General features: G+C 63.1%; 12 protein-coding genes and 1 riboswitch. Of the genes, 8 read left to right on the forward strand and 4 right to left on the reverse strand.

The features are described 5' to 3' along the window. The first annotated feature begins 98 nt into the window (after positions 1-98). The 4 genes from alr to CJD35_RS17545 all read left to right on the forward strand — a co-directional run bounded on the left by alr (position 99) and on the right by CJD35_RS17545 (position 3,379). Positions 99-1,232 carry an alanine racemase gene (gene alr / locus CJD35_RS17530; protein WP_017182404.1) on the forward strand — a complete coding sequence of 378 codons (1,134 nt, stop codon included), beginning with the start codon at positions 99-101 and terminating at the stop codon, positions 1,230-1,232. Then, a complete protein-coding gene (locus tag CJD35_RS17535) occupies positions 1,229-2,485 on the forward strand; it encodes a D-amino acid dehydrogenase (RefSeq protein ID WP_095687296.1) in 1,257 nt (418 codons plus the stop codon). The genes alr and CJD35_RS17535 overlap by 4 nt, the downstream gene beginning before the upstream one ends. A gap of 18 nt (positions 2,486-2,503) precedes the next feature. Further along, a complete protein-coding gene (locus CJD35_RS17540) occupies positions 2,504-2,848 on the forward strand; it encodes a RidA family protein (RefSeq protein ID WP_017182406.1) in 345 nt (114 codons plus the stop codon). Positions 2,849-3,103: 255 nt separating this feature from the next. After that, entirely contained in the window at positions 3,104-3,379 is a 276-nt protein-coding gene (locus CJD35_RS17545; RefSeq protein ID WP_017182407.1) for an HU family DNA-binding protein, read from the forward strand. 69 nt (positions 3,380-3,448) lie between these two features. Here the strand turns inward: CJD35_RS17545 and CJD35_RS17550 are convergent, their stop codons facing one another. From CJD35_RS17550 to CJD35_RS17560, 3 genes are all read right to left on the reverse strand, one after another. After that, complete coding sequence (locus tag CJD35_RS17550; protein ID WP_017182408.1) at positions 3,449-5,473, reverse strand: M3 family metallopeptidase; 2,025 nt, start codon at positions 5,471-5,473, stop codon at positions 3,449-3,451. A gap of 144 nt (positions 5,474-5,617) precedes the next feature. Further along, positions 5,618-6,286, reverse strand: a complete 669-nt coding sequence (gene tenA / locus CJD35_RS17555) for a thiaminase II (RefSeq protein WP_086486370.1) — start codon at positions 6,284-6,286, stop codon at positions 5,618-5,620. 8 nt (positions 6,287-6,294) lie between these two features. Then, on the reverse strand, positions 6,295-8,439 hold the full coding sequence (locus CJD35_RS17560) for a TonB-dependent receptor (protein WP_241763614.1): 2,145 nt from the start codon (positions 8,437-8,439) through the stop codon (positions 6,295-6,297). Then, a riboswitch (TPP riboswitch) is annotated at positions 8,430-8,557 on the reverse strand. It overlaps the preceding gene by 10 nt. A 190-nt stretch (positions 8,558-8,747) precedes the next feature. On the opposite strand from CJD35_RS17560, the gene CJD35_RS17565 reads away from it, so the two are divergent. Further along, a complete protein-coding gene (locus tag CJD35_RS17565; protein WP_244917277.1) occupies positions 8,748-9,923 on the forward strand; it encodes a carbohydrate porin in 1,176 nt (391 codons plus the stop codon). Here CJD35_RS17565 and CJD35_RS17570 read toward each other — a convergent pair. Further along, positions 9,920-11,158, reverse strand: coding sequence for an MFS transporter (locus CJD35_RS17570; protein WP_017182412.1), 1,239 nt, complete (start codon positions 11,156-11,158; stop codon positions 9,920-9,922). The genes CJD35_RS17565 and CJD35_RS17570 overlap by 4 nt on opposite strands. A gap of 181 nt (positions 11,159-11,339) precedes the next feature. Between CJD35_RS17570 and CJD35_RS17575 the strand changes: the two genes are divergently transcribed. The 3 genes from CJD35_RS17575 (at position 11,340) to CJD35_RS17585 (ending at position 14,309) form a co-directional block, all read left to right on the forward strand. Beyond that, a complete protein-coding gene (locus CJD35_RS17575) occupies positions 11,340-12,809 on the forward strand; it encodes an aldehyde dehydrogenase (RefSeq protein ID WP_086486368.1) in 1,470 nt (489 codons plus the stop codon). After that, complete coding sequence (locus CJD35_RS17580) at positions 12,806-13,222, forward strand: hypothetical protein (protein WP_017182413.1); 417 nt, start codon at positions 12,806-12,808, stop codon at positions 13,220-13,222. The genes CJD35_RS17575 and CJD35_RS17580 overlap by 4 nt, the downstream gene beginning before the upstream one ends. 148 nt (positions 13,223-13,370) lie before the next feature. Continuing rightward, positions 13,371-14,309, forward strand: a complete 939-nt coding sequence (locus CJD35_RS17585; protein WP_017182414.1) for an AraC family transcriptional regulator — start codon at positions 13,371-13,373, stop codon at positions 14,307-14,309. The last annotated feature ends 7 nt before the right edge of the window (positions 14,310-14,316 follow it).

The following is a 14,316-nucleotide window of genomic DNA, read 5'->3' on the forward strand; positions in this document are numbered from 1 at the left end:
CATTGTGCGATATAGGCGCTAAATATCGAATAATCATCTGCTGATTGCGTAGATATTCGAACAAACGTGATTTATTGTACTTCGACGTAGGAAGGGGAATGGTCTTGCAGCATGGAACGGCGGGACGCTTGTGCATCGACCTTGGCGCGCTGGTGGCCAATTATCAGCTGATCGCGCAGCATGTCGCGCCCGCTACCGTTGCTGGAGTGGTCAAGGCCGACGCCTATGGCCTGGGCGCCGTTCCGGTATCCGCTGCCCTGTACGCCGCAGGCTGCCGACATTTCTTCGTCGCTCATTTATGCGAAGCGGCGATCCTGAAACCGCATCTGCCGATCGATACCACCCTCTACATCCTCAATGGGCTGCCGCTCGGCGCGGAAGGGGATTGCGTTGCGGTCGGCGCGGTGCCCGTCCTCAATTCTCTGGAACAGATTGATAGCCGGGCCGCCTTGGCCCGCACGATGGGCCGCCCCTTGCCCGGAGTGATTCAGATCGACAGCGGTATGGGTCGCCTGGGCCTGACCCCGGATGAGCTGGCGATCCTGCGGATATCGCCGGAGCGACTGGATGGTATCGACCTGCGCCTTGTCATGACGCATCTGGCCTGCGCCGATGATCCCGACGACGGGTTCAACGAGCGGCAGCGTACCGCTTTCGATGCCATCGCTCGCCAGTTCCCCGGCGTCCCGCGCTCGATCGACAATTCGGGCGGCGCCATGACGCCGGGCGTGGGACATGGCGACATCGTCCGCGCCGGAATCGCCCTTTATGGCGGCGCCCCCCATGGCCAGCCCAATCCCATGCGGTCGGTCATTGCGCTGGACGCCTATATCGTTCAGCTGCGCACCCTCGAAGCAGGGGCAGGGGTCGGTTATGGTCTGACCCATCGGTTCGATCGGCCTGCGCGCGTTGCGACTATCTCCGTGGGCTATGCTGACGGCTGGCCGCGTCATCTCAGCAATCGTGGTAGCGCCTGGATTGGCGGCGTGCGCGTGCCCATCGTCGGGCGGGTGTCGATGGACAGTATGGCGCTCGATGTCACGGACGTGCCAGACGCCCTGCTCCATGCCGGAGCGCCGGTCGAACTGATCGGCCCGCACCAGACCATCGACGATGTCTCGGCGCAGGCCGATACGATCAGCTACGAAATATTGACCCGGCTGGGCAAGCGCTATGCGCGGACCTATCTGCCCGCGTCGGTCGCTAATCCAGACAGGAGTATCATGGCATGAAGGTCGTTATCCTGGGCGGCGGGGTCATCGGCGTCACCTCCGCCTGGTATCTCTCGCAGGCAGGGCATGAAGTCGTATTGATCGATCGCCAGAGCAGCGTGGCGCAGGAAACCAGCTTCGCCAATGCTGGCGAAATCTCGCCCGGTTACGCATCCCCCTGGGCCGCGCCTGGCATCCCCGCCAAGGCGCTGCGCTGGCTGTTCATGCAGCACGCGCCGCTGATCCTGCGCCCCAATGTGGACATGGCCATGCTGCGCTGGATGATCGCGATGCTGGGCAATTGCAACGCCGCCGACTATCGCATCAACAAGGGACGGATGGTGCGGCTGGCCGAATATAGCCGCGATCAGCTGATTGCCCTGCGCGCCGCCACCGGCATCAGCTATGACGAGCGCCGTCAGGGCACGCTGCAACTTTTTCGCGAACAAAAGCAACTCGACGGCATCGCCAAGGATATTGAGGTGCTGCGCGCCGATAATGTGCCTTTCGAGGTGCTGGACCGCGCCGGCTGTATCGCCGCCGAACCTGGCCTTGCCGCCAGCGCGTCCTCCATCGCGGGCGGCCTGCGCCTGCCCAATGACGAGACGGGCGACTGCTTCAAATTCACCAATGCCCTCGCAGACATGGCGCGGGCGCGCGGCGTCCAGTTCCTGATGGGCCGCACCATCAAGGGGCTGGCGCGCGCAGCCGGGCAGATCACCCATGTCGTCACCGACGAAGGCGACGTCACCGGCGACGCCTATCTCGTCGCCATGGGCAGCTTCTCGCCCTTGCTCCTGGCCCCACTTGGCATGCGGCTTCCGGTCTATCCGGTGAAGGGCTATTCCATCACCGTGCCGATCGTGCGGCCCGATGCCGCGCCGGTCTCGACACTGCTCGATGAAAGCTACAAGGTTGCGATCACCCGGCTGGGCGACCGCATCCGCGTGGGCGGCATGGCCGAATTGTCGGGTTACACCAATGATCTGCCGCAGGCGCGCCGCGATACGCTCGACCATAGCGTCGGCACGCTGTTCCCCGGCGCAGGCGACCTCAGCCAGGCAACATTCTGGAGCGGGTTGCGACCGATGACGCCTGATTCCACCCCGGTAATCGGCGCGACGCCAATCGACAATCTCTTCCTCAACACGGGCCATGGCACGCTTGGCTGGACCATGGCCTGCGGATCGGGACAGGTCATCGCCGACCTGATCGGCGGCCAGACCCCTGCCATCGAAACCGCCGACCTGGCTCTGGCGCGTTATCGTCGCTGATTTTCAAGGAGAAGCCTCATGACCATCACCCGCATCGAAACCGGCCCGCGCATGAGCGAGGCTGTCATTCATGGCGATACCGTTTATCTGGCGGGCCAGGTTGGCGAAGGCGACAGCGTGACCGCCCAGACCCAATCTGCGCTGGCGGAAATTGAGCGTCTGCTGGCGCTGGCGGGCAGTAGCAAGGCGCATATCCTGCGCGCTACGATCTGGCTCGCCGACATGGCTGATTTCGCCGAAATGAATGCGGTATGGGACGCCTGGATCGCAGAGGTTGCAGCGCCCACACGCGCGACCGGCGAAGCGAAACTGGCGACGCCCGATTACAAGGTCGAAATAATCATTACCGCCGCGCGCGCCTGAAGCTGGCGCAGGAGATAGGCCGGGGGCCATGGCAAAGCCCCCGACATGCCTGTCAGTCCAGAGTCGATGACGAATGCGCGAAACCACGCGGTCCACGTCCCCTGGCCCGCCCGAAACCTGCGCAAAGGGGCGCAACGGCATGAAAATCGGCCAAAACTGCCCGCAAAGCCCAAGTTTGCGCAACGTGGCATATGGACCAGCGCCTCAGCCTTGGTTATGCGGGCATGGCAATAACTCCCATACGGAAGGCATTTTATGAACAATAGCGATCTGGCCGACGGCATTGCCGCGGCGAACGGCATCACCAAGGCGGATGCTCGCAAGATTGTCGACGGTGTTTTTGCCGCCATCGCCGATGCCGCTGCCAAGGGTGAAGAAGTGTCGCTCAATGGCTTTGGCAAGTTCAAGGTGAAGGACTCGCCGGCGCGCGAAGGCCGCAACCCCTCGACCGGTGCGACCATTCAGATTGCTGCGTCGAAGAAACTCGGCTTTACCCCGGCCAAGGCGGTCAAGGACAAGCTCAACGGCTAATTGGCCGAACCGGCGTCTCTCGCAGGAGCGACGCCGGTTATGCATTACTTTTGTGGATGATACACGGCCTTACGCCGCCAGTCCCAGCGCGCGCAGCAGGGCGGCGGAATCGGGTTGACGTCCGCGGAAGGCGACAAAATTGTCGATTGCCGGGCGCGATCCGCCGCGCGCCAGAACATGGTCGCGAAAGAGGCCGCCCAGCGCGGCGCGATCTGCCTTATCCTCGGCAAAGGCTTCAAAGGCGTCGGCCGACAGGCGTTCGGCCCACAAATAGCTGTAATAGCCAGCGGCATAACCGCCCGCAAAAATATGGCTGAAACTGTGCGAGAAGCGGTGCCATGCCGGAGGGTGGATCACTGCCACATCCTGGCGCACGGCAGCGACAATCTCTTGCACTGTCGGGCCATCCTCTTGCGCTGCCGACTGGTGCAGGCGCAGATCGAACAGGGCAAATTCGACCTGCCGCAGCAGCGCCACCGCGCCCATGAAACGCCGCGCCGCCAGCATCCTTGCGATCATGGCTTCGTCCAGTGGACGGCCGCTTTCCTCATGCGCGGACACGCGCCGCAACATCGCGGGTTCCCAGGCGAAATTCTCCATGAACTGGCTGGGCAGTTCCACCGCGTCCCATTCGACGCCGGATATGCCACCGACAGATGGCACATCCACCTGCGTCAGCAGATGATGGAGGCAATGGCCCATTTCGTGGAACAGGGTCACCATTTCCTGATGGGTCAGATGCGCCGGGCGATCCGCGCTGCCGCTGGCGAAATTGCACACCAGATAGGCGATGGGAATGTGCACCGTCTCGGCTTCGCGCAAGCGTGGGCGACACACGTCCATCCATGCTCCGCCGCGCTTGCCAGCGCGAGCGAACAGATCGCAATAGAGCGCGGCTATCGGTGCGCCATCGGCATCATGCACGGTGAAATAGCGCACATCCTCATGCCAGACCGGCGCGCCGTCGGCCGGTCGGATGTCCACCCCGTACAGTTCGGTGACCAGCGCAAAGAGGCCGTCCAATATGCGCGCGAGCGGCAGATGTGCGCGAATTTCCGCCTCGTCCAGGGCATGGACCGCGCGCCGCATTCGCTCGGTCGCATAGGCTATATCCCAAGGCTCCAACCGGTCGATACCCAGTTGCGCCTGCGCGAATTTCGCCAGTTCGGCCAGTTCCCGCTCCGCATGTGGGCGGGCGCGTCGGGCAAGATCGACCAGAAATGCATCGACTTCTTCACCATCGCGCGCCATTTTGGTGGAGAGCGACAAGGCGACAGGGTCGGCATAGCCCAACAGCCCCGCCGCCGCCTGCCGCAACGCCAGCAACTGTGTAATCCGGTCGCTATTGTCGAACTGCCCGGCATGAGGCCCCTGATCGGAGGCGCGGGTGCCATAGGCCTCATAAACGGTGTGCCGTAGATCGCGATCGTCGGCAAAGCCGGTAATCGCGCGCACCGACGGCGCGTGAAGATCGATCAGCCAGCCATCCAGGCCCTTCTCCTCCGCCGTGCGGGCCATGGCGTTGCGGTCGCTTTCCGGCACGCCTGCCAGTCGGGCGGGGTCGGTGACGTGCAGCGTCCAGGCTTCGGTCGCGTCCATGACCGCATTGGCAAATTCGGTCGCCAAACGTCCCTGTGCCACGCTGTTGGCGGCAAAGGCCTCCCGCTCCGCGCCGTCCAGGCCCACGCCAGACAGCTCAAACCCTTGCAATGTCAGCGCTAGCGCGCGTGCCTGCGCTTCGTCCAGCCCGTCGCGCGGGATGGCGGCCAGCGCGTCATAGAGCGCGCGATCTTGCCCGACTTCGGCAAAATAGCTGTCGATCATCGGCTGCGCGTCGCCATGCGCCGCGCGCAGTTCGGGCGTGTTCGCGACCCCGACCAGATGGGACACGGTCTGCCATACCCGCGACAGGGCGGCATCGGCGCGATCCTTGGCCAGAAATATCGCATCATAGCCTTGCGCGCTGGCACAGCGCCGCATCGCCGCGCGATGATCGGCAATCGCCGTTTCGACGGCGGGCAGGATGTGGTCGGGCCGAATGTCGCCAAAACGCGGGAGCAGGCCGGAATCGAGCAGGGGGTTCGTCTGTGTCATGACGCTTCTTTACACAGGGCAATATGCCCTGTCTGCCCGCATCCACTCGCTTGATCGAGGCGAACGCCCAGTCCATCCGCCGCAACATGCCGGACGCCAGAATGGCCATGCTCCCCCCGCTTGGGCCAGCGGACTATTGGCGGATCAGACCGGCCAGCTTTCCAGGCGCCAGGCCGAATCCCAGAACATCCACTCATAACGGGTCGCGTTGCGGAAGGCGCGGGCCATGGCGTCGCGCACCGCCGGAGTCGTGGCGGCGGCCGCTTCGTCCACCAGCGCGCGAACCCGGTCGGTCGCCGCGCCAAACCCGGGATCGGCATAGGTTTCGATCCATGGCGCATAGGGGTTGGGACTGACGGCGCGTGGCTTGATGGCGCAGCCGACTTCCCAATAGACCCAGAAACAGGGCAGGATGCCAGCGACCAATTCCTCATAGCTGCGGGTCGCGGCCAGGCTGGCGAGATAGCTGGTGTAGCCAAGGCAGGAGGGGGTTGGCTCGGCACCCTGCGCTGTGGTTGCGCTGACGCCGAACTGAGCGAAGAAGGCCTGATGCAGCGCTTCTTCAACCTGCACCGCAACTTTCGCGCCGTCGGAAAATTCCAGCCGCCCTGCGGCACTGGGCGCGCGGGCCGCGGCGATCGCCAATGTGCGGGCATATTCAGCCAGATAGAGGCTGTCCTGCACGATATAATGTTGGAAGCTATCGCGTGGCAATGTTCCGTCTGCCAGCGCGGTCAGGAATGGATGGGCCAGGATAGCCTGCCGCAACGGGGCGACGTCTGCCCAGATCTGATCGCAAAAGCCCATCGCCATGTCCTTCGTCAAAAGCGCACGGATGCGCTGGCGCCAAATTGGCGGCCGGTGTTGATGGTGAAACTGTCGAACGGTCCATCAGGGCCAAGGCCCAGCAGTAGCGGCAATTGCTGCTGGCCAAAAGCCGAGATCGCCCAGCGTTTGTCGAGCAGGTTCTTGGCCCAAAGGTCGAACGTCCATGCCCCGTGGCTGACGCCTATACGCCCATCAACCGAGGTGTAGCCAGGTGAATGAAGGATATTGTCGATCTCGAAATCGACGCGTGAGACATAGGCGACACTAAGCCGAACATTGACAGTCGCAGGTCCGGCCGCACCCTGCCAGCCAATGCCGCTGTTGATGGTCCAGTCGGGCGCGTTGGGGGTGCGCTTGCCGCTCATGTTCAGGATAGCGGGTTCACCTGGTTCTGGCGTGGGGTTGGGCGTGAAATAGGTGCTGGTGCGGCTGTGGGTCCAGGCCAGCCCACCATCCAGGCTGAAGCCCGCGCCCAGCGCCGCCTGCGCCGACGCTTCGATCCCGTGGACATCGACCTGTGGCACCGACAGGACGACCGAATTGCCAAGGAACACGGTGTTCTGGAAGTTGTCATAGTCAGTGATGAAGCCCGCGAGCGACAGGCGAATACGCCCATCCGCGCTCTCACCCTTGACGCCCGCCTCGACCGAGCGGGTGGTTTCGGCCGGGAACACGGCCTGCCATACATCGGTCGGGCCGGGCAGGGGGTTGAAGCCGCCCGCCTTGAAACCGATCGCGCCAGTGACATAGGCGGTCAGATGATCGGTCGGGCGCCAGGCGAGGGACAGTTTGGGCTGCCATTTCTCGAACGTCCGGGCACGTTGCGCGACCGTCGTTCCACTCGCAGTACCGACCGTATCTTCCTTGCGCCGGTCGCGGTCATAGCGCAGCGCCAATGTGGCTTCGACCTGTGGCGCAATGTCGTAGCTCGCCTGCCCGAAAACACCGATCTGGCTGGAGCGGGTTTCCGCGCGCAGCGCTTCGCTGCCGAACAGCAGCGGCCCGAAATCATCGGTCCGGTCGCGCTCCAGCCGTTGGTAGAACAGGCCGACATGCCAGCGCAGCGGCCCATCGCCGCGCGACGTCAGACGGGTTTCGCTGGTCCAGGCTTTTATATCAACAGGTTGGGAGATGGGTTGAATACCATCCGGGAATAATGGCGCGCCGAACAGCGTCAATGGCTTGTCGTTGCGAAAATCCAGTTCTTCAACGAAATCCTTATGATAATCGTCATAGCCGCCAGTCCATGTGAAGAGCAGCCCGTCACCCGCTTCCTGTTCATAGCTGGCCTGCGCGCCCCACCATGTACGCGATGCCCGCCCTTCAAAATCCCCGAACGGGTCGGTCAATGCCGCACCCGACAGTCGCCCGCCATAAAGGCCAGTAACATTGCCCGATGAAATATAGGCCGCCCCGCCTTCTTCGTTGGCCCAGCCCAGGCGAAAGCGGAACGTAGCGGTTTCGTTCAGCGCGACCTTTGCCTTCAGGCGCAGATTGCGGCTGATGCTGCCATCGACCTTCTTGTCCAGAAAGCTGTTGCGGATGAAGCCGTCGCTGTTGCGATAGGAACCGGCCAGGCGCAATTGCACCTGTTGCGACACCGGGGCGTTGACCACGCCATCGGCGGTCCAGGTCAGGCCGTTGCCGATCCCGACGGCTGCTTCGCCGCCCCAGTCCGGGCCGGGATCGTTGGTCGTCATGGCGATGGCCCCGCCCGATGCCGACCGGCCGAACAAGGCGCCCTGCGGCCCCTTCAAAATCTCGACCCGCGCCAGATCATAGGGGCGCAACGTGAAGAGTTCGGAATCGGGCAACGCCAATCCGTCGACAATATAGGCGATAGAGGGCGATTGGCTGCGGTTGGTGGATACGCCCCGCACGGATATGAGGTTGGTGCCGGGATCCTGATCGTTGATGATGAAGATGCCGGGCGTTGCCGCGATGAAATCGTCGATCGTGGTCAGGCGCTGCGCGGCGATGGCGGCGGGACCATAGACGGCGATCGTGTCGGGCACCCGGATTTCGGCTTCTGCGCGACCACGCGCGGTGACGACGATGCTGTCGTCCGCATGGGCGTAGCCTGAACCCAGTAGCAGTGCGATCGATATGGCAGGCGACATAATGGCGTAAAGACGCATATCCCTATTCCTCCGCCGGTGTGAGCCGGATCAGGTTCGCGGGTTTGCAGACTGGACGCCCCCTGCGCCCGATCCGCCTCTCAGCCCTGACAGCGCCAGGACACCCCGTGGGTTGAAACTGTCGGTGCGCCTATGGCGTCCTGCACCGGGCGTCAATCGATGGCTGAGGGTCTGGCGCATATTCATGCTGAAATGGGGTCGGTTTTCAGTCGACTATGGCGTCTGGCGAGGATCATCCGTTATCGACGCCGCAGCCCGACCTTTATTCTTCCTGTTGCTATGACCTGCGTACCGGCCCTTTTACCATCATGATGATCGCCCCCTTTCTGTTGCTGGCCGCTGCGGCGGATGATGCGTTGCCGCGGCGACCCCATTCGCACATCCATGCGGCGGGAGAGATTGACGAGACGCAGGGGCCGGTGCTGCTGGAGGTCACCTATACCGGCGAACTGATGGCCAATGTAGCGGGCGGATTGAAGCGGCGCGCGCGCTATCTCGATAATCTCGACATAGTGCTGGAGGCCGATCTGGAGGCGACGCTCGGTTGGCGCGGGGCCGAGGCGCATGTCTATGGCCTCTACAATAATGGCGCGTCGATCTCCAACGCGGTGGGGGATGTGCACGCAGTCAGCAATATCGAAACGGGGACGCGGGCGTTCAGACTATATGAAGCCTGGATCAACCAGACGATCGCGCCCGGCCTGTCGCTGAAGGCAGGATTATATGATCTCAACTCGGAATTTGATGCGCTCGATGCCGCTGGCGTTTTCGTCGGCAGCGCGCATGGGATCGGCAGCGATATTTCGCTGACGGGTCGCAATGGTCCGTCGATCTTCCCATCGACATCGCTGGCCGCGCGTGTCGAATGGCAGCCGGCCGAGGGCTGGGCTGTGCGCGCGGCGATATTGGACGGGGTACCGGGCGATCCCGACCATCCTGCCCGCACCGCGATCAAACTGGGTAACGGCGATGGCGCGCTGCTGATCGGTGAACTCGACGTGCCGATTGCCGGCGCGCGACTGTTGCTGGGGCATTGGCGCTACACAGCGACGTTCGAAGCCTGGGATGGAAGCATGGGGCGGGGCAATGCCGGGGTCTATCTGCGTGGGGAAATGCCGCTGATGAGCGATGGCGATGAGAAGGTGGACGGCTTCTTCCGGCTTGGGACGTCAAGCGGGCGGTTCAATATGTTCGACCGGTTCGCCAGTCTGGGCGTAAAATGGACAGGCGCGGTGAACGGGCGGCCGGAGGACGAATTTGGTCTGGCGGTGGTGACCGCCTCCACATCCCCCGATTATCGCCGAAGCAGTGCCGCGCAGCGCACTGAATCGGTCGCCGAAATCACCTATCGTGCGCCGCTGTCGCCATGGCTCACGGTGCAGCCCAACCTGCAATATGTCCACAATCCCGGCGCTGACCCGACCATCCGCGACGCCTGGGTCGTCGGGCTGCGCTTTGCCATTGGTTCGCGCCTGATCGACTAGGGGTGATCGCATCCGGACTGGCCAGCGCGACGTGCGGCGGGCAGGGCGAATGTGATCAGCAGGCAAAGCGCCATCGGCAGGATCGCGAACAGGAAGAAGGACCCCGGACCCGCGCCGTTGCCGATCAGCCAGCCACCGGCCAGCGGCCCGCCTATGGCGCCGATACGGGCGACTGCGACGCCAAAGCCAATGGCGGTGGCCAGACAATCGGGCGGAAAGACGCCGGTGACGACGGCCATGATGCACAGATGGACCCCGACAATGCCGCCGCCCGCCACCAGCAGCAGCAGGTTGGTCGACAAAGTCCCGGTAGACAGGATCGCCAGCAGGGCGAAAGCCGCGATGATCGTGACATAGGCACCCGCCAGCGCCAGCACGGCATGGTTGCGATCAATCAGCCAGGCGAGCGCCAGAGCGATGACCAGTCCACCCGACTGGATGATGGTGATCGATCGTGCGGCCTGATCCAGCGTGAAGCCCGCCTGCGGCAGCAGGGTCGGCGTCCAACTGATGATAAGATAGAGGCCGAAAGCATTGATACCATAGAGTAATGCAAAAACGATCGTCGGGAATCGGAGTGGCCTGCGCAATATGCGGGCAAGTGGGCGGACAGCGCGGGCGTCAGTTCCGGGCTCTGCTTTCTTTTCGGGGGGAAATAGCAGGAACAGGGCGAGCGCAAGCAGCAATGTCGCTGCGCCCGGCAACAGGAACAGCGCGCGCCAACCGCCCAGCGCGATCAGCGGCGGCGCAATCAGGCCCGCGACGATCGCGCCAAAGGAGATGCCGAGCGATACGATCGTCAACGTGCTTGCGCGTCGCCCCGGCGGCGCCCAGATCGCGGCCAGCGCAGTGACGTTGGGCAGGCATGCGCCCAGAGCCAAGCCAGTCAGCAAGCGCCATATGATGAAGCTGGCGATGTTCGTTCCGCTGGCCGTCGCCATGGTCAACAGGCCGATACAGATGACCGAGAGGGTGATCATCCGGCGGCGGCCGAAGCGATCCCCCAGCGGCGCCAGCAAAACCGCGCCGACGCCCAGGCCCAGCAATACCGCCGAAAGGGCAAAGCCGAAGCGGGCGGGCGGAATGTCGAGTGCCTTTGCGATATGGGGCAACGCCAGCGGCATCGCCGCCAGATCATAGCCATCGACGAACAGGACCAGCCCGCACAGGAGCAATGACAGGATCAGCCGCGGGGTAAAAGATGGCGTTATGCCCATGTCCTGCGGACGGGTCATGGATCGGCGTTCCTCTCTGTGGGCATTGCGCAGCGCTTATCGTAACGAATGATATAATTGGTTGGCGCCACCCCAGCCTGTCAAGCGCTAAAAAACGAGCGAACGGGTTGCGATAATAATAACGACCGTTATAGTGTGCCGCTGAAAAGGCGTAGTGCGCCAGCCAGGAAGAGGATAGACCATGGTTCCCGACAACATCCATATCGCCCACCCCGACAAGCTGTTCATTGGTGGCGCATGGGTCGAATCGACGGCTGACCGGATGATCGAAATCGTTTCGCCCAACAGCGAGGCGGTTATTGCCCGCGTCGTCGATGGGACCGAAGCGGACATGGACCGCGCCGTCGCTGCCGCCCGCACGGCGTTCGATGATGGCCCATGGTCCACCATGGCGCCTGCCGAGCGTGGCGCGATCGTGCGGCGGATGGGTGAAGAATTGGGCAAGCGCGCGCCTGAACTGTCCGCCGCCTGGACGGCGCAGGTCGGTGGCCTCGCCAGCTTTGCGCCAATCATGACTGGCGGTGCGACCGCAACATTCATGGCGATCGCAGGCTATGCCGACAGCTTTCCCTTTGTCGAAAAACGTCCGGCGAGCCAGGTCCATACGGCGATAGTTGCGCAGGAACCCGCTGGCGTTGTCGCCGCGATCGCGCCCTGGAACGCGCCCTATGGCATCATGTCGTCCAAGGTCGCCTATGCCATGGTTGCAGGCTGCACCGTCATCATGAAGCCGTCGCCGGAGACCCCGCTGGAAGCCTATATCATAGCCGAAGCGGCGGAAGCGGCAGGGGTGCCGGCCGGCGTGGTCAATCTGGTCGCGGCGGGACGCGACGCATCCGACCATCTGGTCCGCAACCCCGGCATCGACAAGGTGACCTTCACCGGATCGACGCTGGCGGGCAAGCGGATCGGCGAGGTCTGCGCCGGGCGGGTCGCGCGTTGCACGCTGGAACTGGGCGGCAAATCGGCAGCGATCGTGCGCGACGATTTTCCCATAGAGGTCGCCGCTGCGATCCTGGGCAACACCATCACGATCATGAGCGGACAGGTTTGCGCCATGCTGTCGCGTGCGATCGTGCCGCGCCATCGTCATGACGAACTGGCCGACGCCATTGCAAAGGTGATGCAGGGCATCCGCATCGGCCATAGCGATGCGCCCGATACACAGCTTGGCCCGGTGGCGATGAAGCGCCAGCTTGAACGGGTGGAGGAATATGTCGCGCTGGGTCGCGCAAGTGCCGATCTCGTGACCGGCGGCAACCGGCCTGCCCATATGAACAGCGGCTATTTCATTGAACCCACCCTGTTCGCGAATGTGGATAACAAGAGCCGCATCGCGCAGGAGGAAATTTTCGGCCCCGTGCTGTGCCTCATTCCCGCCGATGATGAGGAGGATGCAATCCGCATCGCCAATGACAGCGCCTTTGGCCTGAATGGATCGGTGCTGACCAATGACGCCGATGCCGCCTATCGCATCGGCCGTCGCATCCGCGCAGGCGGATTTGGGCAGAATGGCATGAAGATGGAGTTCGGCCTGCCTTTTGGCGGCTTCAAGCAATCGGGGATCGGGCGCGAGGGCGGGGTGGAAGGCCTGCACGCCTATCTGGAAACCAAGACCATGTTGCTCGACGCCACGCCCAGCGGCTTTTGAGCATAATCGTGCTGGATGCGCAGGGGCGGGGGCAGGGGGCCGCCTATACCGCCGCACGTATCATTTATGGGGGGTGGTTCCTGTTTTCGGGGGTAGAATATTTCACCCCCTTCGATCTTCAGCCGCTGGGCAACACGCCGCTGGCGCAGGAATTCACCCTGGCGCTGATCCACAGCGGCTTGTTCGCCTGGATCAAGATCATGGAGGTGATCGTGGCGCTGCTGGTGCTGGCGAACCGCGCGGTATTGCCTGCCGCGCTGGCCAGCGTGCCGCTCAATGTCGTGATCGGTTACTGGAATTTCGTGCTGGATCCGGGCGTAGTCGAATATGCGTTCGGCATCGTCACGCTATTGCTCAACGCCATCCTGCTCTGGCCATGGCGCAGGGAATTGATCGGCCTACTGCGTTGGTAGCCTGTGATATATCGGCCATATTGCCAGTTTCGTATGCTTGGGATACTTTTTCGTCCTGTGGGATGACTCGCTGACGACCAGCAATAGCGTCGCGGTGGGCGAAGAGAGGGATGCAGGGCATGGCTCATGATGTTCTAGATCGTGTGGAGTGCGTCCGCTGAGCGCGGTCGAGCGTTTTTCCACCCGGCTGGTGCCGCCACCGCGTCGCCAGCGTTTCTGGCGAGAGGTCGTTGCCGAAGCCTTCCCCGGCATGACCGCACACGCGCCCGAAGGCATCAAGGCGGATCTGGCGCGCTGGTCCCTGGGCGGCGTGGGGCTGGCGCGGGCACGCAGCGAACGGGCGCAGGTCAGCCGGATCGCGACCGATGGAGAGGAACGGCATCTGCTGCTCCATCTGCTCCATCGCGGGTCGGTGACCATGCTGCACGGCGATCGCAGCAGTATTGCCCGCGTGGGCGACATCGTGATCGCCGATGACCGCCACCCCTATTCCATCGACATTTCGCAGTATAACGACTGCCTGATCCTGCAAATACCGGTTGCGATGATGGGCGATGATATTGCGGGGCGCGACTGGCATGGTTGCCTGTTGCCGTCCACCAACCCCCATGTCCTGTTCATGGCCCATATGCTCCACGGCCTGTGGTCGCAGCGCGACCAGTTTGATCATCTGGATGACGATGCCGGGATATTGCTGGCCGATGCGGCGCAGATGATGTGCCGTCGCAGCACATTGGAAAGGCCATCCATCCATCAACTGCGCTCGCCGATTGAATATGCGCTGGAACATCTGGGCAATCCCGACCTTGGCACGGCGCTGATCGGCCAGGCGCTGAACCTGTCGCCGCGCGCCGTGCAGAAAAATTTCGTCCGTCAGGTCGGGCTGACGCCGACCGCCTTCATCACCGTGCGACGCCTCGAACGCGCCGCCGCGTTGCTGGCGTGCGATGATGGACGCACGATTACCGACGTTGCGTTCGAAGTCGGTTTTAACGATTCCGCCTTCTTCACCCGCTGTTTTCGCAAGCATTTTGGCGTCGCGCCGAGCCAATGGCGAAGCACCAACGGGCGTTCGCTTGCGTCCTGATCACAGG

The sequence above is a fragment of the Sphingobium xenophagum genome (assembly GCF_002288285.1).
Classification (GTDB): Bacteria; Pseudomonadota; Alphaproteobacteria; order Sphingomonadales; family Sphingomonadaceae; genus Sphingobium; species Sphingobium xenophagum.